The 24,958-nt window shown below is 45.8% G+C and carries 17 protein-coding genes; 6 read left to right on the top strand and 11 right to left on the bottom strand.

Going from position 1 to position 24,958, the window contains the following annotated elements:
- Nucleotides 1-54: 54 nt before the first annotated feature.
- A complete protein-coding gene (locus RCO84_RS12920) occupies nucleotides 55-2,196 on the bottom strand; it encodes a S46 family peptidase (protein WP_317585325.1) in 2,142 nt (713 codons plus the stop codon).
- Nucleotides 2,197-2,229: 33 nt separating this feature from the next.
- A complete protein-coding gene (locus tag RCO84_RS12915) occupies nucleotides 2,230-3,438 on the bottom strand; it encodes a Fic family protein (protein WP_317585324.1) in 1,209 nt (402 codons plus the stop codon).
- A 503-nt stretch (nucleotides 3,439-3,941) separates the two neighbouring features.
- Here RCO84_RS12915 and RCO84_RS12910 point away from each other — a divergent pair.
- Nucleotides 3,942-4,544 carry a hypothetical protein gene (locus RCO84_RS12910; RefSeq protein WP_308228810.1) on the top strand — a complete coding sequence of 201 codons (603 nt, stop codon included), beginning with the start codon at nucleotides 3,942-3,944 and terminating at the stop codon, nucleotides 4,542-4,544.
- 40 nt (nucleotides 4,545-4,584) lie between these two features.
- Here RCO84_RS12910 and RCO84_RS12905 read toward each other — a convergent pair whose 3' ends face one another.
- The 5 genes from RCO84_RS12905 to RCO84_RS12885 form a co-directional block, all read right to left on the bottom strand.
- On the bottom strand, nucleotides 4,585-5,172 hold the full coding sequence (locus tag RCO84_RS12905; RefSeq protein ID WP_317572899.1) for a putative polyvalent protein kinase domain-containing protein: 588 nt from the start codon (nucleotides 5,170-5,172) through the stop codon (nucleotides 4,585-4,587).
- A gap of 142 nt (nucleotides 5,173-5,314) precedes the next feature.
- Nucleotides 5,315-5,848 (bottom strand): hypothetical protein, encoded by a 534-nt coding sequence (locus tag RCO84_RS12900; RefSeq protein ID WP_264902086.1) that lies wholly within the window; start codon nucleotides 5,846-5,848, stop codon nucleotides 5,315-5,317.
- Nucleotides 5,849-5,859: 11 nt separating this feature from the next.
- On the bottom strand, nucleotides 5,860-7,191 hold the full coding sequence (locus RCO84_RS12895) for an ATP-binding protein (protein WP_287867160.1): 1,332 nt from the start codon (nucleotides 7,189-7,191) through the stop codon (nucleotides 5,860-5,862).
- Between the two features lie 719 nt (nucleotides 7,192-7,910).
- Nucleotides 7,911-9,374 (bottom strand): lipopolysaccharide biosynthesis protein, encoded by a 1,464-nt coding sequence (locus tag RCO84_RS12890; protein ID WP_317585323.1) that lies wholly within the window; start codon nucleotides 9,372-9,374, stop codon nucleotides 7,911-7,913.
- Between the two features lie 101 nt (nucleotides 9,375-9,475).
- Nucleotides 9,476-10,705, bottom strand: coding sequence for a nucleoside recognition domain-containing protein (locus RCO84_RS12885; protein ID WP_317585322.1), 1,230 nt, complete (start codon nucleotides 10,703-10,705; stop codon nucleotides 9,476-9,478).
- Nucleotides 10,706-11,058: 353 nt separating this feature from the next.
- Here RCO84_RS12885 and RCO84_RS12880 point away from each other — a divergent pair, with 353 nt between their 5' ends.
- A complete protein-coding gene (locus RCO84_RS12880) occupies nucleotides 11,059-12,042 on the top strand; it encodes a cation diffusion facilitator family transporter (RefSeq protein WP_373690126.1) in 984 nt (327 codons plus the stop codon).
- A 144-nt stretch (nucleotides 12,043-12,186) separates the two neighbouring features.
- Here RCO84_RS12880 and RCO84_RS12875 read toward each other — a convergent pair whose 3' ends face one another.
- A complete protein-coding gene (locus tag RCO84_RS12875; protein WP_317585321.1) occupies nucleotides 12,187-14,244 on the bottom strand; it encodes a TonB-dependent receptor plug domain-containing protein in 2,058 nt (685 codons plus the stop codon).
- A gap of 381 nt (nucleotides 14,245-14,625) precedes the next feature.
- On the opposite strand from RCO84_RS12875, the gene RCO84_RS12870 reads away from it, so the two are divergent.
- The 4 genes from RCO84_RS12870 (at nucleotide 14,626) to aat (ending at nucleotide 18,499) form a co-directional block, all read left to right on the top strand.
- On the top strand, nucleotides 14,626-15,132 hold the full coding sequence (locus tag RCO84_RS12870; RefSeq protein WP_317585320.1) for a flavin reductase: 507 nt from the start codon (nucleotides 14,626-14,628) through the stop codon (nucleotides 15,130-15,132).
- A gap of 10 nt (nucleotides 15,133-15,142) precedes the next feature.
- Nucleotides 15,143-15,445, top strand: coding sequence for an ATP-dependent Clp protease adaptor ClpS (locus tag RCO84_RS12865; RefSeq protein ID WP_006849241.1), 303 nt, complete (start codon nucleotides 15,143-15,145; stop codon nucleotides 15,443-15,445).
- A 110-nt stretch (nucleotides 15,446-15,555) separates the two neighbouring features.
- Nucleotides 15,556-17,790 (top strand): AAA family ATPase, encoded by a 2,235-nt coding sequence (locus RCO84_RS12860; protein WP_373690155.1) that lies wholly within the window; start codon nucleotides 15,556-15,558, stop codon nucleotides 17,788-17,790.
- Between the two features lie 43 nt (nucleotides 17,791-17,833).
- On the top strand, nucleotides 17,834-18,499 hold the full coding sequence (aat, locus tag RCO84_RS12855; RefSeq protein ID WP_117694924.1) for a leucyl/phenylalanyl-tRNA--protein transferase: 666 nt from the start codon (nucleotides 17,834-17,836) through the stop codon (nucleotides 18,497-18,499).
- 111 nt (nucleotides 18,500-18,610) lie between these two features.
- Here aat and pafA read toward each other — a convergent pair whose 3' ends face one another.
- The 3 genes from pafA to tnpC all read right to left on the bottom strand — a co-directional run bounded on the left by pafA (nucleotide 18,611) and on the right by tnpC (nucleotide 24,926).
- Complete coding sequence (gene pafA / locus RCO84_RS12850) at nucleotides 18,611-20,221, bottom strand: alkaline phosphatase PafA (protein ID WP_287827801.1); 1,611 nt, start codon at nucleotides 20,219-20,221, stop codon at nucleotides 18,611-18,613.
- An 81-nt stretch (nucleotides 20,222-20,302) separates the two neighbouring features.
- On the bottom strand, nucleotides 20,303-22,273 hold the full coding sequence (locus RCO84_RS12845; RefSeq protein ID WP_373690154.1) for a heavy metal translocating P-type ATPase: 1,971 nt from the start codon (nucleotides 22,271-22,273) through the stop codon (nucleotides 20,303-20,305).
- 1,072 nt (nucleotides 22,274-23,345) lie between these two features.
- A complete protein-coding gene (tnpC, locus tag RCO84_RS12840) occupies nucleotides 23,346-24,926 on the bottom strand; it encodes an IS66 family transposase (RefSeq protein ID WP_317583330.1) in 1,581 nt (526 codons plus the stop codon).
- Nucleotides 24,927-24,958 lie beyond the last annotated feature (32 nt).

The raw sequence follows: 24,958 nt of genomic DNA, 5'->3' as shown, positions 1-24,958 counted from the left end.
AACAGCTGATTTTCCGCTCTTTTCATATCATTTCTGTTGATTCAGAGATAGAATTTACTTTGCATTGATTTCCTTCAAGAGGCGGTCTGCGTGGCCCCACTTATCCATCAGGTAGAGCACATAGCGGATATCCACACCAATGCAGCGAGCCAGGCGCTTGTCGAAGTTGATGTCAGAGCTGAGGCTGTCCCAGTTGCCATCGAAGGCAAGACCAATCAACTCACCCTTACCATTGAACATAGGGCTACCAGAATTACCACCGGTAATATCGTTGTTGGTGAGGAAGCAGAGCTGCATCTTGCCAGTCGTCTTATCCTGATACTTGCCGAAATCCTTCTCAGAGAGGAGTTCGTGCATGATAGGCTCAGCGTAGTAATCGATTACCTTATCGCCCTTCTTCATCTTCTCAACAAGACTTTCGGCTGTTGTATAGTAGCCTGATGGCTTGCCACCGAGGTCGAAACCGCCTACCTGACCGTAGCTCAATCGCATGGTGAAGTTGGCGTCGCTGTAGTGAGGCATGTCCTCCTCCATACGGAGCTTGGCAGCACAGAGATACTTCTCCTGCTCGGCGATGCTGTCGTTGATGCTGCCCATCTGAGCAGCGAAATCTGCAAATACATCGTTCAAATCCATACCGAAGCTTACGCCTGGATCCTTCTCATATCCCTTCTTGTTGAAATAGAGCTTGGCGCCCTTCTTCATGATGAGCGACTTCTCCCAGAGATAATCCACATACTTGGCGTAGTTGCCGCCAAACTCAGTATCGATAGTCTTGTAGAACTTAGGCAACCACTTGGCATCTACGTGCTCCTTGTAGTTCTTCAGAAGGGTAGCGAGCACCTCCTTGTCGAGCGCCATATCCCATTCTGCAGAGTTATCTTCAAACTCATGATACTGCTTCTTCTTGTTCTTCTCAGGACCCTTCACCTCCATATTGGTCTGGAGCTTGATGGCACGGGTAGAGAACTCAATGTTGCTTCTTCTGGTGAAAGATTCAGAGAAGTTGGTCCAGGCATACTTCACGTCTGCGCTCTCCTTGTAGAGCTTGGCGAGCTTGTCGAAATCTACCTTGTGGGCGAGATCGTTGGCTGCCTTGGCTGTATCCTGCCAAGCACGGAGACGGGTTTCGTACTCACGCTTCAGATTCACGATGCCGATAGAGTCGATACACTTGTTCATACCGATGGCATTCTTCCAGTAGTTCGAAGAGCTGGCGTACTTGCTGTCGTACTTGATGCGGACAGCCTCGTCGGCACGCATGTGCTTCTGCATTACCTCCTGCTTTACGCCACGAACCTGGGCACGAGGCGCATTCTCTGCATCGCGCATGGTCTGGATTCCGTAGCTTGAAAGATAACGCTCTGTGCTGCCTGGGTAACCCATGGTCATCGCATAGTCGCCATCCTTGTAACCCTGGAGAGAAACCTGAGCCCAACGCTTTGGATGATAAGGCACATTGTCCTTACTGTAGGCAGCAGGACCATTGGTCTTAGGGTCGGCATAGATGCGGAATACAGAGAAGTCGCAGGTCTGGCGAGGCCACATCCAGTTGTCTGTATCGCCACCAAATTTACCCATAGACTTTGGTACGGTGAAAACCAAACGTAGGTCGGTGAAGTCGCGGTAAGTAGTAGCGTACCACTTGTTGCCCTCGTAGAAAGGCTGAACGGTGATATGGAGGGTAGAATCGTTCTTCTTCGCCTCTTGGGTCATCTCGTTCTCCAGAGAATCGATGAGTTCATCGCGCTTCTTGTTGTCGAGTTTCTCGTATCCGAGGCTCATCACCTTATCGGTTACATCCTTCTGTTCAACCATAAAGCTGACGAACATATTCTCGTTAGGCAATTCCTCTGCGTAAGATTTAGCAAAGAAACCGTTGAGCATATAGTCGTGCTCCACGGTAGAGTGGCTTCTGATAGCCTCGAAACCGCAATGGTGGTTGGTAAATACCAAACCGTCTGGAGAAACGACTACGCCTGAGCAATAGCCAGAGAAGTTAACCACGGCATTCTTCAAGGCGTTCTCGCCATTGTAGAGCTGGTCGTAAGTCATACTGAAGCCTTCGCGCTGCATCATCTCATATACAGCGTTAGGCAAGTTGTAAATCGTCCACATTCCCTCGTCAGCGTGTGCGGTGTTGATTCCGCAGAACGCCATGATAGAGGTGATAAGGACCGTTGCTTTTTTCTTCATTACTTGTTTTTGTTTTCTATTTTTATTATGATGTTATTTATTCTTTTTCTCATACCATTCTTTCCAAGTCTTTGCCTGTTCTGTCATTCGATATTGCTGGCGTGGATGTCTTGGGGTGTTTGGATATTTCATCTCCAAGGCTCCTTCGGCTAGGGCTGGGGTAATGTATTCCTTTCTAAATCTGGTTCTGTTCTTTAATCCAAACAGGTTCATTATATCGCCGATGGATAGATAATCTTTATTTATACGTATTATGAGTTCTTCTACTTGGGACGAACTTGGGACGAACTTGGGACAAGCTTGGGACGAACTTGGGACATTTTCTTCTCCTTCTTTATTTATGAAGTTGTTTTTCTGTCCACTTCCTGTTTGAGAATTTAAGTTCGGCTGCTCTTTCCAATCATCAGTCGGCCGGATATGCAAATACCTGTTCTTGAGAACCCAACCATCTTTTAGGAGTAAGTTCCTGAAGAAACGAACAAGGTAGATAGGAGAGTAATCTATGCCTTTCTGAATATTGCGATAGTTGGCACGAACCAGGGCATTGCGGAAATACCAGGAGTGTTTGGCAAACATTTCGTTGTTCACTTCATATCCTAACGAACGGAGATATTGGATGGTGAAAATTGCCGTGGTTCGGGTGTTTCCCTCTCTGAATGCGTGGATTTGCCAGATGCCTGAAATGAATTTGGCAATATGCTCAATCTTCTCATCATCCGTCAGACCTTTATATGAGAAGTTCTTCTCCTGCTCAATATCCCAATCCAATGCTCTTCGCAAGTCTTCCCAATTCAGGTAGTTTACGGAATCTCCTTCGAGCACCCATTCTTTCTTGGAAATATCATACTGGCGGATTTCGCCTGCGTGCTTGAATACCCCCTCGAAAATTCTTCGGTGCAGGGAAACATATCCGTTGGTATTGAAGGCAAAGGTCTTGCTGGCGAGAATCTTTGCGATGTTGGCTGAAACCTTATCTGCCTCTTCCTCGTTTTCATCCTTAGGTGTACGGACTGTCTTGCTCTGATAGTAAGAGTCAATCAGTTTTCTGGTTTCATCCAGAGTGATTTCTCCTTCGATGTTTCGTTTAGCCACATCTATGAGATACGCCGACGGTTGCAGCCCATCTACAGCCTGCAATCCGATAGCCGTCTTCCAGTTCTCGGCACTTTCCTTCTGCGAAGGTTCTCCTTGTCGAAGATACTCATCGAAGGATGCGAACTCGTTGATATTATCTTTATTCATAGATGTAATGCTTGATATTTAACTTTGCAAAGTTACGACTATTTCCCGAATTTACCAATGATTTAGGGTAAAATATTAAAGAATTGCCCATTTATAGCTTACTTGTGTGCCTAAACATTAATTTTCTTAGAAAAAACTTATTTAAAATGATGCGATTTTCAGAAATAATCACTACCTTTGCATTCGAGTTGGAGCGGCATGAAAAGACTTGCCGTGATGAAGACTCAATTTTATATAGAGCGTTTTGATATTATCTCCTGTTGAAATCTGGACAATTTCACTCCTTGAGATAATGGCAATACTGCTCACGCTTAGGATTATTGTACCCTTTTCTGAAGGGCGTAATATATCGTATAGGCGTGGGCTATTGCTTCATTACTAAGGAGTGGGCAGTCCAGAGCCTCAACAGAGTAATAAGCAATAGTTCCCACGCTTTTCCTATTATTAACCGCTTACTTCAGGGAAACAGTTGGCAAAAGGCCTAAGGGCATAATCTTATATTTATGAAGAAATTTTTATTGGCAGTACTTTGTGTAATTTTTGTCTTGGTGTGTATTGGCACATGTGGTAGTTTGATGTCTTCAAATTCTGTAAACTCATCTGTCGATTCAGATACTGTTGCAGTTGATACGTCGACATTAATGACAGAAGATCAACATCCTACTACAAAGAAGTCTTGGGACTTGAGCACAAGTCAAGATGATATGGATGATAGTAAGAGCTATTGGTATTCTCTTCAAAGTGATAATTATGCTAATTTTGATTTTCCTTATGAAGGTAATTCTTATTTGACTATTACTGTAAGATGGATGAAAAAATATGGTTATGATGTCCTTTTGGAAATTACAAAAGGTCAAATGGTAGGGAATGAATATAATGGTACAAATTATGTAAGAGTACGTTTTGATGGCGGAAAAGTACAGAAATTTTATTATAATGAGCCTAATGATGGATCTTCTAATCTTGTTTTCTTGAAAAAGGCTCATACATTTATAGAAAAATGTAAAAGTGCAAAGGATATTATTATAGAGCAAGAGTTTTATCAGGAGGGTGTTCATCAATTTAAATTTCATGTAGACGAGCCTCTCCCTAAGAAATTGAAATAATAAATAGCGTTCATAAGAGGTGGCACACTTCTTATGAACGCTATTGTCCTTTCGAATAATTTGGCGAATACTTTTTGTAAGTATCCAAGCCGTTATCGTCTGACAGGAAGATGATGGTGTCTATGAAATAGTAGTTGCCGTCATCTCCAACCAATACATTATTGGGCACGGCATCGAAGATGTCGTGAATGCCATTGGTGAAATATTCTCCATTGTCTTCTGCGTGGAAACCGATGCGCTCAAACTCTGCCTTGATTTCTTCGGGAGTAGCTTCCCTCGCATTTACAACAAGCTGTTGGCGAAGGACAGCACAAATCATGCCGTCTCGATTCTGTGAGAAACCGATGAAATCGTAGGGGCATGCTGTGAAGTATTGGTTGTGAGCCACAATTCGTTCAAAGAAAGGAGTAAGGTTGTCGTCAGAATAACGGAAGTCGTTAAGTTTATAAACGTGTATTCCATCATAGGCCATATAAACCTCGTTCTCTGAACCTCGGTCAGAGAACACACCTAATGATTCCGGATTTTCAATCCAGCAATCATTCTCCTTAGCCCAGTCTTTTAACCTTGCAATTTGGACTCCCTTGCAAGCCGTTGTTCCCGCAAGCGCTTGAATTGAGCTAAGCACTCCTCCAGCGAAAGCGGATGCTCTCGCCAATAAGCCATGCTCTTTTGCATCTGGGCATTGACTTTTTTGTGATAATCGTTCAGTTGTATCTCCATCCATTTATGTATTATATTGTTAGAATATTACGTTTGCAAAGTTACGACTATTTCCCGAATTTTCCAAGGCTTCGCTTGATTTTCTTCATAATTTGCTTTTTTGCCGATAACATTCCTGGTGATAGAACCTCTTGCTCCAGCATATCCAGAGCCATTCTTAACTCTTCGAGGAGTTCGGGATAGTATTTCATCTGCTCGTAGGCGAGCTTCATGCAGTAGCAGCGGATGGCGTAGGGCTGGGAACAGGCAGTAATCTTGGCGATGCAGAAATCGATGAAGTCGGAACGGAGTGATTCTTCCTCGAAAGGCTGACGGAGAAGGAGTTGGAGCATCAGGCGGCGCTTGGTCTCATTCTTCTCTACGAGAACTCGGTCTATTAAGTCATCGTGTTTGGCATAGAGCCACTCGTTGTTCTGCATGTCGAAATGAGTGAATACCCACAGGGCATTTGTGGATATTCGCTCGTCCTCATCAAATGTTAGTTGATAAAGATGAGCTTTTTTACGGTTATTACCATGGGTAAGAATACAAATCTCATAGATGTCATCCATGCAAAGTTTCTTATTCAGTTTCTTCCTCATACTTCTATGGCTTATTTGATGATGAAACTCTTCTCTACCTTGTGTTTAACAAACTCTCTTGCTGCGAATAGTGGTACATTTTCCATCCATTTTTGGTCTTGGAAACCTCGCATGGAGAAACGGATACCTTTGAGATGATAGGAGGCAAAATCGTGAGTGATAAATGCTGCTAGTGATTTTGCCTTTACATTCTCCTCAGCCTTTACTTCTATTGGTAAGATTTCGCTGCCGGCTTGTACTATGAAATCAATTTCTTGGGTAGAGCTTGGCTTACTGTAATAATATATGGGTAAGTAAGGAAGAGATTTCAGCTGTTGAAGCACGAAATTCTCAGTAAACGCCCCCTTGTATTCGCTAAACACGTTGTTGCCAATGAGAATCTGGTCAGGTTGTGCCATTGTGAGTGCTCCCAACAAACCTACATCAAGCACATATAATTTGAAAGCATCCATGTCTGCATAGAATTTTAATGGAGATTTGGCATCTCTTGTTCTTTCTACCTTATGGACGAGTCCTGCGTCAGTGAGCCATTGTATTGCAATCTCGAAATCTTTAGCCCTAGCTCCTTTTCTTATTGCACCATAGATGAACTTCTTGTTCTCGCGAGCCAGTTGGGCTGGGATTGATTGCCATATCATTCTTACTCTTTGTGTCTGTTCTTCGGTGTGTTTGCTGATATCTGCCTCGTATGCATTCAAGATGTTTTGTTGAATTTGCCTTACTTGCATTGGGTTGTGATTTTGTGTAAATTCCAATACTGCTTCGGGCATACCTCCAACAAAGTAGTATCGTCGAAGGTATTCTATGAATTTTGGGGCGAGGCTGTTGATAAGTTCCTTATCTCCGCTTTGCAATAAATCCAAAAGTTGTTTCTCTCCATTGGCAAGTAGAAATTCCTCATAAGTCATGGGGTAGAGGTGCATGATGTCAACTTTACCGACAGGGAAGGATTCTCCTTTCATGTTCATGACACCGAGCAATGATCCTGCTACGATGATATGCAATTCTGGCTTGTCTTCACTGAAATATTTCAGCGAGGACAAAACAGGTGGAATCTCTTGTATCTCATCGAGAAATACAAGGGTCTTGCCAGGAGTGATGTCTTGGTGTGCATAAGCAGCAAGGCCGATGGAAAGTCTTTCTGCATTTGCGTCACCTTGAAAAAGTTGAGCAATGCTTTTGTTTTTGTAACAGTTGATGTAAACCATATTCTCAAATTCGTTGTCGCCAAACTCTTTGATGATATAGGTCTTGCCAACTTGTCTTGCTCCATACATGATGAGTGGCTTCCTGTTACTGGATAATTTCCAGTCTTTCAGATGGTTGTATATGAATCTTTTCATGTTTGCTACACTTTTGTGAGGGAATGATATTTGTGTCTGTACATTTTTGTGAGGGAATAATACCTTATTACCAACACTTTTGTGAGGGAATATTGCTGCAAAGATACTGATTTCTTTTGAAAAACCACAAAAAACGTCCTTAAAAATGTGTAAAACCACAAAAGGTCGTCCTTAAAAGTGTGATATTTTACAACAAGTCGAACTAAAAAGTGCAAAAACAGCTGATATGCAAGTGCGCATACCAGCTGCTTTCTTAGTATGCTCGGCAGACCTGCTGACTGCAGTGAGCAGACCTGCTGACTAGGCTCAGCAGAGCTGCTGAGCCTAGTGGCAACTTTCCAGAAGCAGTCTCCTTGAACTCCATATTCTATCTCTTTGAACCTGATCAGACGTCTTCTTTCACTTGCGCAGTCATATTCTTCAGCTTACGGAGCCGTATCCTTCGGTTAACGGAGCCGTATCCTTCAGCTTGCATAGTCATATCCTTCAAAATACTCAGTCGTCTCGTTTCGTTCACTCAGCCGTTTGCTTTAGCTCTTACAGGGCGCCTTGCTGGCTGCTATTATATCCTGAGTATTGCTCGGGACCAGGAACATTGGGTCCTTTTGTCTATTCTTGAACCGCATGCGAAGGTTCTGTATAATATAAACAAAAGAAGTCCGTGGACTTACACATTGTCCACGGACTTCTTGGAATATAATCTCAATGATTGGAATCTCTTACTTTCTAAAGTATTTTCCCACCACCGGCAGACTCTTCAATGGGAAATCCTTCTTCACGAGATAGGCGGCGAAGATGAGGATGAGCACCGTGTTGATGAGGCAGGCAATTCCACTGGAGAAGTATCTGTTAGCCTCGGTCATTCCTGCGAAGAGGATGAGGGCGAGAACCACATAAATCATAATCTCCTTCACCGGATAGTTGATAGGATACTTCTTCTGACCCACGAAGTAGGAGAGAAGCATGGCTGTTCCATAGCCTATGAAACCAGCCCAGGCACAGGCGATGTAACCATAAACTGGTACGAAGATAACGTTGATGGCAATCAATACCGCACAACCGATGCCCGAGAAGTAAGCACCCCAGATGGTCTTGTCGATGAGCTTGTACCAGAAACTGAGGTTGAAATATACTCCCATCATGATTTCGGCAGCCATTACGATAGGCACTACCTTCAAACCATCCCAGTAGTCGCGACCGATGATGTGGCGCAATACATCCAGATAACCTACTACCACCAGGAAGGCGAGCAGGGTGAAGATAACGAAATATTTCATCGCCGAAGCGTAAGTCTGTCGGTTGTCCTTATCTTTCGCCTTGCCGAATACGAACGGTTCGTAAGCATAGCGGAAAGCCTGGGTAATCATCGCCATGATCATCGCAATCTTGCTGGCTGCTCCGTAGATTCCGAGCTGTGCATGAGCATCGCCCTTCTCATAGATGTAAGGGAAGAGAATCTTATCGGCTGTCTGGTTCAGAATACCGGCAATACCGAGCACGAGGATTGGCCAACTGTAGCCCATCATCTTCCTGACGAGCACCTTACATTCGCTCCAGGAGCATTTCTCGCCCATGAATCCTTCCTTCAGTTCCTTGTAGAAACAGAAGGTGATGGAGCCGGTACAAACCAGGTTGATGTAGAAAGCATAACCCACATCGTGACCATCCATGATGACGTAGTAAACCAGGTTGAGCGCAATGTTCAGACCGATGAAGAGCAACTTGAAGGCAGCAAACTTCAATGGGCGCTTCTTGTATCTGAGGTAAGCGAACGGGATGCACTGGAAGGCATCAATAGCCACGGTTACGAACATGGTCCATACATAAGCCGGATGGTCGGCGTAGCCCATCGCATCGCTCAAAGGCGTAATGAAGAGGAGTACCAGGGCGATGAAGAGCAGGGAGGTGAAGCCCACCATGCTCAAAACCGTGTGATAAACTTTTTCTGAGTTTTCTCCCTCCTTGTTGACAAAACGGAAGAAGGTGGTCTCCATTCCGTAGGTCAGGATAACGAGGAGTAACGCCGTATAGGCGTACATGTTGGTGATGACACCATAACCACCACTTGCGGCGCTGATCTTAGCCGTATAGAGTGGTACAAGCAGATAGTTGAGGAATCTGCCGATGATACTGCTCAAACCATAGATGGCGGTATCCTTTGCTAGTGATTTTAAACTTGCCATTATCTTTCTTAATGTTGAATGTTAAGTATTAAATGTTAAATTGGACTTGCGTCGTCATTCAAAGATTATCTGTGTAAATCTGTGAAATCTGTGGGAGACTCTTATCCGAAGAATAAATATGCAACAGCGATTGCTGCGATGACTCCAGCCAAATCGGCGAGCAAGCCGCAAGCCACGGCGTGGCGGGTATTCCTAATGCTTACGCTTCCGAAATATACTGCCAATATATAGAAGGTGGTGTCGGTGGAACCCTGGAAGATGCAGCTCAATCTGCCCACAAACGAATCAGGACCATAGTTCTTCATCGCCTCCAGCATCATGCCTCGTGCACCACTTCCCGACAGCGGTTTCATGATGGCGGTAGGTAGGGCGCCTACGAAATCGGCGTTCAAGCCGCATTGTTCTACCGACCACGAAATGCCTTGAATCACCATATCCATCGCTCCCGAAGCACGGAACACGCCGATGCCCACAAGGATAGCTACGAGATAAGGGATAATCTTCACCGCAGTAGTAAAACCTTCCTTCGCTCCCTCGATAAATGCATCATATACATTCACCTTCTTCCAGAAACCAGCCAGGATGAAGCAGAGGATGATGCCCAGGAGAATCATGTTAGAAGCCAAGGTGGTAACCGTGTTCATCGTATCCTTGTCCATCTGTCCGAATCCCCAGATGATGATGCCTACGAAGGCGCACATTCCCAACAGAGTAACGAGCAATACCGGCTGCAGGATGTTGATGCGCTGCCAGAGCGAAGTGATGATGATTCCGGCAAGCGTAGCCACGAGCGTAGCCATCAGGATAGGGATGAAGACATCCGTAGGCTGGGCTGCACCATAGGAGGCACGGAAGGCAAGGATGGTGGTAGGGATGATGGTGAGTCCTGAGGTGTTCAGAACCAGGAACATAATCATCGGGTTCGTCGCCGTATCCTTCTTCGTGTTGAGTTCCTGCATCTGCTGCATCGCCTTCAATCCTGTAGGTGTTGCCGCATTATCGAGTCCCAGCATATTCGAAGCGATATTCATGAAGATGCTTCCCATCACCGGATGGTTTTTCGGAATGTCAGGGAAGAGACGGGTGAAGACCGGGCTGAGTGCTCTTGCCAACACATTCACTACTCCCGCCTTCTCTCCAATCTTCATGATGCCAAGCCAGAGGGCGAGCACGCCCGTCAGTCCGAGAGAAATCTTGAAGGCATTCTTGGATGAGTCGAAGGTGGAATCTACAATCTTCTGGAAGATAGTCGTATCTCCCATTGCCAATCCGATGAGTGCGAAGATGAACGCAATCACGAAAAATGCTATCCAAATGTAATTTAAAACCATAATTGTTTCATCTTGCGGTTTTTTCAACCGCTTTTATTGTGATAATGTTCTTGTCACAGAATAATATAATACCTGATATCGGGTGCAAAAGTACAACTTTATCACAAAATTCCAAAGGAATTCGGACTGAAAATCACAAAATTCCTATTGTTTTAAGGCGTTTTATCACAAAATTCCATGCTTTTCTCTCTTCGCTATCACATTATTCCTCATTCGTTATACTTTTTTAATCTCTCTTTTTATCCGATTTCAGAAAAAAGATGTACTTTTGCCGCTCAATTCATGAAAGACAGGAATTTGGTTATACAAAAACATTATTAAGGAAGCAAAGGACTTCTGTTATATTTTATAGTATGGACAAGAATGAGAGAATAAATAACGAGCAAGAGATGCCCGCAGAAACGAAAAAGAATCATTCCGCTGATGCGGATAGAGTAAAGGAAGTATATAAGGTGACGATAGCGGGAAGCATCATCAATGTGGTGCTGCTCGTGCTGAAGTTTGCTGCAGGTATTCTCGGACATTCGGCAGCCATGATAGCGGATGCCATCCACTCGCTTACCGATTTCGCTACCGATGTGGTGGTACTGGTATTCGTAAAACTGGGCAATAAGCCGATAGATAAGGACCATGATTATGGTCATGGCAAATACGAGACGCTTGCCACAGCCATCATCGGCATTTCGCTCTTCGTGGTGGGTGTGATGATCTGTTATTCTGGCGTAACCAAAATTTATCGTGCCATCTGCGGCGAGACACTCCAGCAGCCGGGCGTTGTAGCCTTGATTGCTGCCATCATAAGTATCGTGATGAAGGAATGGGCTTATCAGTTTACGGTTAAAGCCGGAAAGAAATATCATTCTGAGGCTGTAGTGGCGAATGCCTGGCATCATCGCAGCGATGCTTTATCAAGTATCGGAACGATGTTCGGTATTGGTGGGGCCATCATCCTGGGAGAAAAGTGGGCGGTGCTCGATCCGCTGGCTGCCATCATCGTGAGTGCCTTCATCATCAAGGCTGCCTGGGGACTGGTGATGCAGTCTGTGAAAGAACTGACGGATGCCAGTCTTCCGGAAATGGAGGAAGATGAAATTCTGAAGATTGCGAACGAAGAGCAGGGAGTAGGAGAGATTCATAACCTGCGTACCCGTCGCATCGGAAACAAGATTGCGATAGAAATGCACGTTCGCCTTCCGGGTTCTCTTTCGCTTTATGAGGCGCATGAGCATGCTACTCATATAGAAACAAAACTGAAGCAGCACTTCGGTGCAGATACCCATGTGGGAATCCATCTCGAACCGATAAAAGTGAACGGAAAATATCAGAAACCGGAATAACTGAAATAAAAGGAAATAGCCGGAATAAAAGGAAACGAGCCTTGACGGAAGGAAGAAACCTCCATCAAGGCTCGTTTTTTATTTGATATCCGAATCGTGTTTCGGATATTTATCATCTTTTGGGATGATTATTATCTGATTATATTATCGGCCGAGATTTACGCTGGCTCCTGCCATAATCCACAAACCTGGCTGCTTAACAGCTGTGAGGTCGTAGTAGCGGTGGCAAGTGATATTGTCGGCCTTCACGAAGATATTGTATTTCTTCTCGTCCCACATCAGTTTGCAATCTACCTTGGTGTATGGATGATAGCCATTCATTCTCTGCTGCCATCTTACGCTCCAGGAAGCTGAAAGCTTGCTCCAGATCTGATGATCCAGTCCGAACACAGCCTTGTGCTTCAGATACTCCAATGCATAGAGTGATTTCAGGATGTTGGTCTCGGTCTTATGATCCTGATAGATGTAAGCATAACCCAACTTGATGCGAGTAATGAAACTGTTTGGTACCAACTCTCTCATGTAGATAGTAGCATCTACGTTGTAGCCCATGTTGTTGAGCTTTCCGATGTTCATCACGTGGTACTTGCTGTCATTCTGCTCGGTCACGGATGTCTGAACCCAGTCAATCATGTTGGTGCCGTGTGCGTAGAATCCGCTAACGGTTGCTGCAAAACCAGTCTGGCGATATTGAGTTCCCACCTTGAAGGTTGAGTTCTTCTCCGGGTTCAGGGTGAGGTCGCCCTGTTGCACCGCATTACTAATGTATAAGTCGGTGTAGGTAGGCATTCTCAATGCCTTGTTCCAGGAAGCGTAGAACTTCCAGTTGTCGTTAGGACGATAACTCATATCCACACCAGGATAGAAGCGGAAGTCGTTGTCCAAACCTGTATTCTTGTTAGCCAAGACACCTGCCGACAAGGTGAAGCCGCCGAAGATGAAGTTGTGCTCCAACATGATGTTGGTGTTGGTGCGCTCACCCTTTCGGGTATATTGACGGTCAGAACCCGAGATGTTCTTATAGTCTTTCTCTGCGAGTTCCTCGCCCAATGCAGTAGAGTAGATGCGCTCCTTGCTGAGGTCGAAACCTACAGCAGTCTTACCCAAAGCCCAAGCCACGTTGGCATTCAGTCCACCACCATAAACATCGAGGTCGTGATAGTTTTCGCCTGCTGCTGCTCCAGCCTTTCCACGAATCAGCTGATAGTGATCCTTGAATTTGTTATAATAGAATTGAGGCGCAATCTCCCAGGTCTTCTCCTGGTTGTGCAGACTCAGATTGAGCGAAGCCAGACCGTGGTCTGTCTTCTCATATTGGTTGTTGTATTTGGCGCTGTAGAAAGTATTGGCACCATAGCTCTGGCTAGCAATACCCAACTGGGCGTTGATGTCGAAACGCTGGTCGTAAGAGAAAGAGAGATTGCCGTAGCCCTGTCCTTTCTCGAAGTCGCTGTTGTCTGTTCCGCCATCCGAGCGCTTGTAGCCTCCGCTTACAGAATAAGCATGAGTCCACTTGCCTGTCTCAAAAGCCGTCTGCACACGTCCCTGTGCTCCGAAGCTTCCAAAGCTTCCGCCTTCTACACTTGCAGATACCCCCTCACTCTTAGCTTTCTTGGTTACGATGTTGATGGCACCATTGAAGGCTGAAGTTCCGAATAAGCGCGATGCTGCCCCCTCGAGCACTTCGATGTGGTCGATGTCAGCAAGAGCTACAGGAAAATCAGAAGCATTGTGACCAGTCTGAGGATTGGAAATGTTGACGCCATTCAAGAGAATGGTAATCTGGTCGAAGGTTCCACCATTGATGGAGATATCCGTCTGAACACCAAAGCCACCACGCTGACGGACATCCACGCCGGTAGCTAATTTCAATACATCGTTGATAGTCTGCGCAGCCGCACGATGAATATCGTCGCGGGTAATGACAGACACAATCTTAGGTGACTGCTCTACAGTCATCGGCGCACGAGATCCGGTAACGCTCACCGCATCCAACTCGTAAGCCTTTCCGCCCTTGTAGAGGGTAGAATCAACCTTGGCTCCCTCTGTGCTTACGCCTGCTGCTTTAGCATGGCTCAGGGTAGCAACGCTGAGTGCACCAACAAGTACCTCTCTTCCCAAAACTGCGAAGAGTGAGTAGTTCTTGTTAGAGAATCGGTTGAACTTCAGGCTGTTGCGCTTGTTGAAAATTGTTTTGTACATTAAATTAAATGTTTATAAATGAATAATAAATCGAAGCCTTCCGCCTTCCCGGCTTTCGGCATTCGGGGTGCAAAGGTACTGACTTTTGGGCAACTGACAAAATAAAATGTGAATTATTTTTTCAACTGCTGATGCAAAGTTAATGTAAATCAAGGTCGGTTTCCTACCTCACAAATCGTATTCAATTCAGCCTTCTTGTGGCATAAAAAAGTATTAATTAGGCATAATCCTCAATAGAGTGATGCGATTTTCTTAAAGAAACATTCGCTTTTTCAGATTATTCTTGTATCTTTGCAGTTGATATGGGCAGCATTCAGCAATCAGAATACTGCTGTTGCAATTTTATGGTAATTAGAAATTAAAAAGAAAGGAACAGATAAGATGGAAAAGATCAACGTAAAAGAACTGAATGACAACGTCTTCGAGACTATTGGTAAGGAGTGGATGCTGGTATGTGCCGGCAACAAGGAACATTTCAATATGATGACCGCCTCTTGGGGCTGTTTGGGATGGCTTTGGAACAAGCCGGTGGCTGTGGTCTTTATCCGTCCGGAGCGTTTCACCCACGGCATCATCGAGGAGAATGAATTCATGACTCTCTCTTTCCTCGGCAACAGCGAGGAGGCTCGGAAGATTTATAACTTCTGCGGCTCTAAGAGCGGACGCGATTTGGATAAGGCGAAGGAAACAGGACTGATTCCTGTAGAAACAGATAACGGTAGCATCGCCTTCGAGCAGTCACGACTCACCCTGGAATGCCGCAAACTTTATAAGGACAGTATGACCGCCGAGAAGTTCCTCGACAAGGACCTGCTCCAGTGGTATGGTGCCAAGGGTGGATTCCACGATGTTTATGTTGTGGAGATTACCAATGCTTATAAAAAGTAAGAATTAAAATATGGCTCAAGAACAAACAGCAATTCGTGAACGCCAGAAAACCAGGCTCAAGGAGCCGGGGCGTTACGTGGTAATGATGTTCAACGACGACTTCACACCGATGGACTTCGTGGTAGAAATCCTCGAATCCATCTTCTTCAAGTCGCAGGCTGAGGCTGAAGCAATCATGCTCAAGGTTCATCACGAAGAGAAAGCCGTGGTGGGCACCTACAGCTATGACATCGCCAAGAGTAAAGTGGAGAAAGCGATGGAGAAAGCCCGTACGCAGAAGTTTCCGCTTAAACTCACTTATATGCCGGAATAGGCGTTGATTTCGGGGAAATATCCCCAATATATGCTAAGGAAAAGAAAGGAAAAAATAGAATGGACAGTATGGGATTGACCCGATATATGAGTGTTCTGATGGACGATGCCATGAAGCAAGCCCGGTTCTTCGACCACGAGTTCGTGATGCCCGAGCACATGCTGCTGGCGTTGCTCAGGCAGTATGCATTCTGTCAGGCGCTGCAGGAAGAAGGCGTAGACAGCCTCAAGATGCACGAAGACTTGGTGGGATGGCTCGCCAAGCAGGAGCGTGTGCCTGAAACCATCAAGTATCTGCCAGAGCCGTCATCGCTCTTCAAAAACATGTTTGGAACGGCGTGCGCCCTGGCTGCTGCTGCCGACAGACAGCTGGTGAATGTACCCCATTTTGTGCAGGCGATGTTTGGCTTGCAGAATTCAGAAGCCGCCTTCCTGCTGTGCAAGAATGTGGGCGACCGGCAGGGCGAGTTCCTGGCGAGCGTTGACAGTTATTATCCTATTGGAGAAGATACTGGAGAGGCTGGCATGGGCATGGGAGCAGACTTTGATGATGACGATTATGTCAACGAGTATGACGACGACGAGGAAGAAGGCAGAAGACAGGTTGTACAGGATTGGCATCAGCTGGTTACCTGTATTTCTGACAAGGTAGAAGAGCACAATCCGCTCATCGGAAGAGAACAGGAACTGGACAGAACCATCCAGGTGCTCTGCCGTGCCGAGAAGAACAATCCGCTCCACATCGGAGAAGCTGGAGTCGGCAAGACAGCTCTGGTCTATGGTCTCGCCAAACTCATCAACGAAAACCTGGTTCCTGAACGCCTCAAGGGGGCTCGCATCTACGGCATGGATATGGGACAGATGCTTGCCGGTGCCCAATATCGCGGCGACTTCGAGAAACGCATCAAGATGGTGATGGAGGGAGCCGTGAAGGAAGGCAATACCATTATCTACATCGATGAGATTCATAATATGATAGGTGCCGGTCGTGGCTCAGATGGCGGACCTGATGCATCCAATATGCTGAAGCAATATCTGGAGGCAGGCGATATCCGTTTCATCGGCTCTACCACCTACGAGGAATATAACCGTTACATGGCTCAGAGCAAGGGCATCGTGCGCCGGTTCCAGCAGATAGATATCAAGGAACCTACCGAGGAGGAGGCTATCAAGATATTGGAGGGCTTGCAGTATAAATACAACAAGTTCCACAATGTAACCTATCGCAAGGACGCCCTGGAATATGCCGTCCGTGCCAGTGCCAAATATATCAGCAACCGCTGTCTGCCAGACAAGGCCATCGACCTGATGGATGAGGCGGGTGCTTATCTGGAGGTGCATCCGGTAGAATCTCGCCAGCGCTCTTATGTTACCAAGTCTATCATCCAGCAGATTCTGATTAAAGTCTGCAAGATTGATGCGGCTGCGATGAAAGATGAGAATAACGATGCTTTGGCCACGCTCCGCCAGCGCATACTCGACAAGATTTACGGTCAGGACAAGGCTGTAGACAAGGTGGTTGAGGCTGTGATGATGGCAAAGGCGGGATTGACAGATGATGACAAACCATTGGCTTCGCTCCTCTTCGTGGGACCTACTGGAGTAGGAAAAACCGAGGTGGCACGACAGTTGGCCAAGGAACTCGGCATCGAACTGGTACGCTTCGATATGAGTGAATATACCGAGAAGCATACCGTGGCAAAACTTATCGGTTCGCCAGCCGGATACGTGGGTTATGAGGATGGAGGACTTTTGACCGATGCCATCCGCAAAACGCCAAACTGTGTACTCCTGCTCGATGAGATAGAGAAGGCGCATAGCGATATCTACAACATCCTGCTCCAGGTAATGGACTATGCCCGTCTGACTGATAACAAGGGCCAGAAGGCTGATTTCCGTAACGTGATTCTCATCATGACCTCAAATGCCGGAGCGCAATATGCTTCACGGGCTAGCGTAGGTTTCAATGGAAACGTAAGTCGTGGCGAAGCGATGCTGGCACAGGTGAAGAAGACTTTCAAGCCTGAGTTTATCAACCGACTTTCCGACATGGTGGTGTTCAACGATATGGATAAGCACATGGCAGAACTGATTCTTGCCAAGAAACTTCGTCAACTCGATGCGAAACTGGCAGCAAAGGGAGTTACCGTAACGTTAACCGATGCTGCGCGTGAACAGTTGCTGAAATGGGGCTTTACCAAGGAATATGGTGCCCGCGAGATGGACCGTGTCATCGGTAACCGCCTGAAACCGATCCTGATGAAGGCGCTGCTCTTCGGCAAACTCAAGAAGGGTAGCAAGGCGCATGTCGACTTTGACGGAAAGGAACTGGTGATTAATTATTAGAATGAAAGTCTAGTCAAGAATATTCTTGATAAAAGATAAGCGTATGATATTACAGATAGATGATACTGCGGACGAGATTTACTTTCCCGATCCGCATTATGGCGATGAGGATGGATGCTTTGCGATTGGTGGCGATTTGAGTATCGACCGCCTGTTGCTGGCTTATAGCAATGGCATCTTTCCCTGGTATAGTTTCCGTGACCAGCCTGAAATACTCTGGTTCTGTCCGATGAAGCGTTTCGTCATCTTCCCTGATGAAATCCACATCAGTCATTCCATGCGTACCCTGATGAGAAAGAACCGATACAGCGTAGGAATCAACGAAGATTTCGATGGCGTGATACGGGGATGCAGTAAGACCAACGGACGGTATTGGGAAGATGGCGCATGGCTGGGCGAGAACATCATCCAGGCATTTACTGCCCTCCATAAGCAGGGCTTTGCGGCGAGCGTAGAGGTATGGGATAATGAAACAGATGAACTGGTGGGTGGACTTTATGGTGTCACCATCGGTAAGGTTTTTATAGGGGAAAGCATGTTCTCCAGGGTTCCGTCAGCTTCTAAGATTGCCCTCATCTTCCTTGCCAGATACTTGCAGGAGCATGGTGGCAAGATGATAGATTGTCAGTTGGAGACTCCTCATCTCAAATCGATGGGTGGCAGATATATTTCTTACGAGGAATATATGAAGATTATGAACGAAGAATAAGAGATGTTCTTCTCGGAATAGAAAAACATCTTCTTTTGAATAAAAAAATAAAGGCTAGGTTTCCAGAATTGTGAACCTAGCCTTTGTTATTATCTGGCTTTTTGCTTTTTATTAGAATATCGGTGTGCCGATGCAACCGTTAGGTGCTTGGATATGCAACATCGCACATACGGTAGCGGCTATATCTGTCATATAGTGAGGCTGGGCACTCTCGCCGTGCTGGATGCCCCAACCCATAAACAGGCAAGGAATATGGATATCGTATGGATTCCATGCTCCGTGGGTAGTTCCCTTGCTGCTGTAATAATCGTAGTGGCCTGGTTTCAGTACAATTTGAACACCTCCGCTGCGCTCGCGGTTATAACCGTTAATGGCGCGGAACTTCAGCTCTTCAGGGATGCTCTCGATAGAGGTCTTCTCCATGTCGAAGGCATAGTGCACGTCCTTGTCCTTCTTCAGTCTGTCTACTACCACCTGCTTGATGGCTGTATAATCCAAACCGAGTTCCTCGATGGTATCTGTGTTGAAGAACACCTGGTAGTTCATGATGGTTTTCACGAGATCCTTGTCGGTATTGAACTTAGCCTTCAGAATCTGATTCAGCTCTTCTACCAATCCCTTTTTGTTCCAGATGCCGGCAGGGATTCGCTGATCCTGCAGGAAGGTGGCGTTGTTTACACCTCCATGGTCGGCGGTGAGGAAGGTGAGATAATTTCCCTTGCCTACGGTCTGGTCGAGATAAGCGAAGAAATCTGCCAATGCCTTATCTAATCTGAGATAGCAATCCTCTGTTTCGATGGCGTTCACGCCCACCTGATGACCGATGTAATCGGTGCTTGAACAGCTGATGGCCAGCACGTCAGTATCTGTGTTCCTACCCAGGTTCTCACCCTCGATGGCAGCCTTGGCAATATCGAAAGTCAGGTTGCAGCCGAATGGGGTGTTGCGGAGAATCTTGTAACCATACTTTTTATATAAGGTAGGCAGATCGAGTGGCAATACTGCCTTTTCGCCTTCAACAATTCCATTCTCGTAGTTGTTGTCATCGCTGGTGCTCTCCTTGTAGGAATCGATAGGGTAGAGCGTCTCCCATTTCTTGGAAAGATACTTGTTTGGGAGTTTCTGCTTGTTGAACTTGTTCACCCACTCTGGCAACTTATCCATATAGAAAGTACTGGTGATGAACTTGCCCGACTTGTCATCAAACCAGAAAGCGCCATTGGCGTGATGGCCCGCAGGGAGGATGGATGCTCTGTCTTTCAAGGCTACACCAATCACCTTAGAGCGGTTGTTGGTAGCCAGACGGAGTTCATCGCCGATGGTGGTTACCCACAGATTGCGAGGTGACATCTTGCCAGCCTTGCTGTCAGAACCTACCGGGTTGACGGTATCGTCGGCAGTACAATACACTACCTTTCCATCTTTCACGAAGTTATTTCCTGCAATTCCGTGGATGGAAGGAACGGAACCGGTCCAGATAGAAGAGTGGCCGATGGCTGTAACCGAAGGAATGTAAGGAATCTTGCAGTTTTCTACGCTGAATCCTTCTCCGAGCATTCTCTTGAATCCGCCTTCGCCGTAGCGGGCGTAGTAGCGATAGAGATAATCCCATCGCATCTGGTCGATAACGATGCCTACAACGAGCTTAGGGCGTTGAGGCTGAGCCTGTGCAATGCCACAGAAGCAGCAGAGCACGAAGATGAGTTTGATAATCTTATTCATAGTCAAAATGTCTTTTTTATACATAACCATTCAGTATTGTATATTGCTATTCGTTTGCAAAGATACAACTTATTTTGGTATTTAACGATAAAAAAGGCGATTTTTACCCAAACTTCTCATGGCGTTCAATACAGCCAGTACCGTAACACCTACATCGGCAAAGACAGCCATCCACATGGTGCCGAGACCAATGGTGGCGAGAATCAGTACGGCAACCTTTACTCCGATGGCAAATATCACGTTCTCGTGAGCGATATGAATGGTTCTTCTGGCTATCTTTACGGCAAGGGCAATCTTTCTAGGGTCATCATCCATCAGTACTACATCGGCAGCTTCGATGGCTGCATCGCTACCCAGTCCACCCATGGCAATGCCCACATCGGCACGCTTCAATACAGGGGCATCGTTGATTCCATCGCCTACGTAGGCGAGTGTCTTGCCTGCTGTTTTTGTCTTCAGCAGTTGTTCTACATGCGAAACCTTATCGGTTGGCAGCAGTTCTGCGCGGCACTCGTCCAGTCCCAGTTTGTGGGCAACATCTTCTCCTACTTCTCTGCGGTCACCCGTCAGCATTACCGTTTTCTCTACTCCCAGTTCTTTCAGCTCTCTGATGGCATGGGCGCTTCCTCCCTTAAGGGTGTCGTTGATCACAATATGTCCCGCATACTTGCCATCAATGGCGACGTGGATGATGGTTCCCACCTGGTTGCAGTCGTGCCATTTTGCGCCGATGTTTTCCATCATCTTCTTGTTGCCCACGCAAACCACCTTGCCGTTCACTTTTGCACGGATACCCTGTCCTGCAATCTCCTCTACATCGGTCACCTCGCAGCCATCCGTAGCTTCTTGCGGGAAGGCAGTACGCAGGGCTGCTCCGATAGGGTGGGTAGTGAAATGTTCAGCATGAGCTGCCAGATGAAGCAGAATCTTCTCCTTGTCAGAATATTCACCAATATGTATATTATCAGCATCGTGGGATGGATGGTCTGGGCAGGAATCATCAGCATGAACAGCTGCCACGGCAAACTCTCCGTGTGTCAGAGTTCCGGTTTTGTCGAACACAACGGTTCCCACCTTGGCTAAAGCATCCATATAGTTGCTGCCCTTGATGAGAATACCGTTCCGAGATGCTCCGCCGATGCCGCCAAAGAAGGTGAGGGGCACGCTGATGACCAGGGCGCAAGGACAGGAAACTACCAGGAATATCAGGGCGCGGTTGAGCCATAATGGGAAGTTCTCGCCAAAGGTTCCTTCGCCAACGATTCCCGTAGTTGCCAGGAATGGAGGAATAACCGCCAGGGCAATGGCTGCGAAAACAACGATAGGAGTATAGACTCGGGCGAAACGGGTGATGAAAGCCTCGCTCTTCGACTTGTTCTTGTCTGCACTCTCTACCAGAGAAATAATCTTGGATACGGTACTTTCACCAAAACTCTTGGTGGTGCGTACACGAACTACTCCCGACAGGTTGATGCAACCGGACATGATAGTATCGCCTTCATTCAAATCCCGTGGCATACTTTCACCTGTCAGGGCAATGGTATTCAAGGCTGAGTTTCCCTCAACAACAATACCATCCAAAGGCACTTTCTCTCCCGGACGGATTACGATAGTTTCTCCTATCTTGACGTCTTCCGGCGAAACGGCCTCTACTTTTCCGTTTCTTTCAACATTCGCTACATCCGGTCTAATATTCATCAGATGCGAAATACTGTCGCGGCTCTTTCCTTCCGCATATCCTTCGAAGAGTTCGCCCACCTGAAAGAAGAGCATCACAAAGACTGCCTCCGGGAATTCTGTATCTGATCCTGGGAAGAATCCGATGCAAAGTGCTCCGATGGTTGCAATAGCCATCAGAAAGTTTTCGTTAAACATATCGCCCTTGGCAATACCTTCTGCAGCTTCGCCCAGCGTCTCATGTCCTATCAATAAATAAGGAATGAGATAGACGAGGAGTAACTGCCAGGTAGCCAGACTGTATTCCTTTTCGATGAAAACAGCGATAATCAGGAGGATGATGGTTGCTCCTATCAGAAAGAGTTTGGATTTCAAACCGCCTTCTTCATGGTGATGATGGTGGTGGCAACCGCACCCCTGGTGCTCATGTTCTTCTGTGCCGCATGAGCATTCATGATGATGTTCGTGAGAATTTTCACAATGGCATTCAAGATGATGTTCGTGAGAATGTTTCATTTCTTCCATAATTTTGCAATACTTTTAGTTCTATATAACCAGATAACCAGGAACATTCAGTTCCTTTTTCTATTTCGGTTGCAAAATTACGAAAAGGTTTCTGCAACTTGGTTGCAAAAGCTCCAAATCGCCCTCTTAATGTATTTCTTACGCATAAAGTTTTTTTTGAGAAAAAGTATCAAAGTCTCATTATTTGGTGAAAATATTCTTGTAAGGAGTTGATATATAGTGATATGTAAAAATGAGACTTCCTAATATTTTTACAAAAAAGTATCATAGAAGTATCATAAAATCGGGAGAAACATCATGAAAACGGCGTTGGGTTGATGTAAAAGACTAAAAAAAGCGTCTATTATTTCAGTTTTTAGTATCAGTAGTAGTGTCTACTTTTCTAGTTTATAAAGTAAAAAAGTGTCTGTATGGAATATGAGAAGGGCAACTCTAGATATGGCCATCTATTAAGGTAGTCAACTAAAAATATGACTAAGTTTCAGGAAAGTCAACGTGAATTATAAATAAATTTTAACTGAGTCAACTCGTCTTACAAATAAAACTAAAAGTGGTCAACTAAAATCGTTAAACCACATAGGAAAAGTCATATATGCTTTTGCCCAAGGCTTTGGGCATCTTTGCCCAGCTATATAGGGCATGGTTACCCGAGGCTTTGGGCATGGATACCCATCGTTTTGGTCACGCATACCCGTGTACGTGGTCATCCGTACCCGTGTACGTGGGTATGAGTGACTATGTTCGTGGGCATAGTTGATGCATTTCGTTCGATGATTGGTGCATTTTCGTTCGATATTTCGCCTGTTCCGTATGATACTTGCCTGTTTTTTATGATACTTCTCCCGATTTTATGGTAAGCGTCTCCGCGTTTATACCTTGCATAATTCAAAAAAAGCAGTAACAGCTGATTAAACTAATGCTGTTACTGCTTTTTCCATCGGTCAGGAAGTAAGTTTCTATATTTTTCCAATGGGGTATTGGGTTGCCATTCTGCAGTCTTTTCTATTACGTCGCATATGTATTCAAACAGATTAATGCCATTCAGCCTGCATGAGATGGCGATGGAATATAGGATAGCCGCCCGGCTTGCTCCTTCGTGCGAACCAAAGAACATTGAGTTTCTTCTTGATAGTGATATGTACCTCTGGATTCTCTCAATATAGTTGTTATCGAGAGCCGTATCACCTCTTTTGAAGATGTCACAAATGGCATTATATTCATTAAGGGCATAACCGACCGCCTGCGCCAAGGTAGACTTGGGCAGCAAATCCTTCCTGGAAGATATTTCCTCCAGTTTCTCCAATAAATCCTGTAAAATGTCCGGTGCATATGACTGCCGATAGGCTAGATGGTCTTCAACGGTCCATCCATTTACCCCAACCTTATGTTTTTTGTCTTCTCGATAAAATCTGTTGAGGATATCTACGACTTCCTGAGCATCCTTGTCTTCCTTGCCGCAGTCGATGAAATCTCTCTTGACATGCTGTAGGCAGGCGATTCTCATAATGTCAGGATAAGCATCCGACTCCAGTTTCCGGTAAGGAGCATATGCATCACTCTGTATGGTACCTTTATAATCAGAGAATACGTTAAGTATGACCTGCTCTGAGCGTGATCCATCCTCATATACGAAGAAGACAAGTCCCAGTTTAGGCGCACTTACAGCCCAGAAGTAGCCTTTCTTCGACCCCTTGTCCGCAGGCTTTGTCTTGGCTAACAGTACTTTATGGTATGTCTCGTCCGCCGAGACATAATCCTGCTGCAACACTACTTGGCAGATAGCCTTATAGAAGTTTTCCAGTACATCGGCACTTCTGGCAATCAGCTTGTTTGCCGTGGTTTTCCTTAACGTAAACCCATTGTCGGCAAAGTATTTGATGATTCGCTCTACCGGCATGGAATAGATGTATCGCATCTGCAGGAGTCCTGCTGCAAAGGAAGGTGAATAGGAAGAATTCAACAACAGAGCCGGCGGAGTTTTCCCCGGATACATGATACTTCTATCAGTATAAGTGTTGATGTGATACACGGTCTTGATGAATTTGATGGGTTCCATGCTGTAACGTATACAGGTACGAGTTCCGAAGAGACGCAACGTCTTCAAAAGCCCTGCATCCATGACTGGATCTATCGTAACATGCACCTCTTTCATCTCGTAATGCATGTCACGCTTGGCACCGTTGTTTTTGCGTGCCTTTCTCTTTTCGGCCTGCTCTGTTTTCTTCTTGTCAAATTCCTCCTGCGTCATCGAGGCTTGTGGATTCTTTTCCTGACGTTCGGACTTCTTGCCTGAAACGAGCTTGCCGAGTGCCTTGTTCTGACGATTCGCTTTGTCAATGGCGATTCCTTTCTGGACGAGTAGTTCTTCTAATGACTTTATACGTTCAATGAGTTCGTTGACCTGTGCAGTCAACGAACTCACCGTAGCATTAGCTTGCTGAAGCTGTTCGTTTGCAAGCTGAAGCTGTTCCTTCAAAAGTACTATAATTTCGTCCTTTTTCATAGTGCAAAGGTACGAAAAAATATCGAGACATG

Origin of the sequence: Segatella copri (assembly GCF_949820605.1) — a bacterium.
GTDB lineage: Bacteria > Bacteroidota > Bacteroidia > Bacteroidales > Bacteroidaceae > Prevotella.
The sequence above is the reverse complement of the archived record's forward strand: the minus strand, read 5'-3'. Positions and strand labels throughout refer to the sequence as shown.